Consider the following 1,212-nt stretch of genomic DNA (forward strand, 5'->3'; position numbering starts at 1 on the left):
CAGGAATAGATTAATAAAGTAATTATTAAAATGAAAACATAATTGAATATTCTCATAATTTTTATTTTTGTTTGTAATAAAATTTTTATTGATTATAACAAAATAAAAACGGAGGTAAAAGCAGTGAAAAAATACGATGTAATCATTATTGGTGGTGGACCTGCTGGGCTTTCCTGTGTAATAACACTTGCTTCTGCAAATGATAGATTTGATTTTACAAAAAATAGAAAGTATTTAGTTATTGATAACAACGGAGGGTCAGACCTTTTAAAAGCTGAAATTAATAACGTGGCAGGAATTCCTGAAGGAACTTTAGGCAAAGATTTGCTTGAACAGGTCAAAAATCAAGCTTTAAAGTATGAGAATGTAGAAATAAAAAAAGGAAGAGTGGTAAAAGCAGAGGAAAAAGAAAATGGTTTTACAGTAGAAACAGAAAATGGAGAGAAATACGAAGCAGAAATTCTCGTTATTGCAACAGGATTTCATGAATTTTCAATAGAAGGTTTAAATGTGGAAGTTATTGATAATGTAAATTCTCCAAGACCGGGAAAAGTTATGATTAAACATGACGGCTTTTTCAAAGTTAGAGATAACCTCTGGGTAGCAGGTAATGCTGCAGGATGTTATACAATGTTTGCCTCGGCTATTGGCTCAGGTGCACATGTTGCATGTGGAATACTCAGCAAGTGGGCAGGTAAAAACGTAGTTGTTCACGATGTACCTGACAAGGGCTAAAAGGACAGCTCTGTCCTCAGCCCGTAAACTAAAACTATAAAAACTAACTTTTTTATTGTAAATACTCCTATTAAATATGACAAATAACATAAACATACAAAACAACAGTGATACAATACTAGATATTATGAAGTTTTCCAAGATATTTGTGCATGTAGTTTTATTTATAGGGATTTTATTTAACACTTTTCATGATTTTGTTTTTTATAAAATTGACCCTTGTATGTCAAAAATTGAAATTGTTGCAAAGCTTGATAAACTTGATAAAAAAGACCCTTTTTGTAAAATACATAATGAGCTCCATAAAAGTTTTATATTAACTTATAGCATAAGAAAATTTGACTCAAAACCAAGAGAAGAAAAAAATTTCTTTTATCAAAAACCTTCCTTGAAACTTTATTCAATAAAAATATTCAAGCCACCAAAACAGTTTGCCTAAATATCCATAGGGATTACTCTGTCTTTTCATACTTAATT

General features: G+C 30.3%; 2 protein-coding genes. Both read left to right on the forward strand.

The annotated features are described in order from the left end of the window. Positions 1-123 precede the first annotated feature (123 nt). The gene (locus HG1285_RS00795) at positions 124-735 is read left to right on the forward strand and encodes an NAD(P)/FAD-dependent oxidoreductase (RefSeq protein ID WP_008289558.1); all 612 of its coding nucleotides are present in this window, start codon (positions 124-126) and stop codon (positions 733-735) included. Positions 736-811: 76 nt separating this feature from the next. Next, complete coding sequence (locus tag HG1285_RS00790) at positions 812-1,174, forward strand: hypothetical protein (RefSeq protein WP_008289559.1); 363 nt, start codon at positions 812-814, stop codon at positions 1,172-1,174. Positions 1,175-1,212: the final 38 nt, after the last annotated feature.

This window comes from Hydrogenivirga sp. 128-5-R1-1, from assembly GCF_000171895.1.

Excerpts from the sequence above, each read along its gene's own strand:
- HG1285_RS00790 (WP_008289559.1), top strand. The coding sequence starts at position 812 with ATGACAAATAACATAAACATACAAAACAACAGTGATACAATACTAGAT.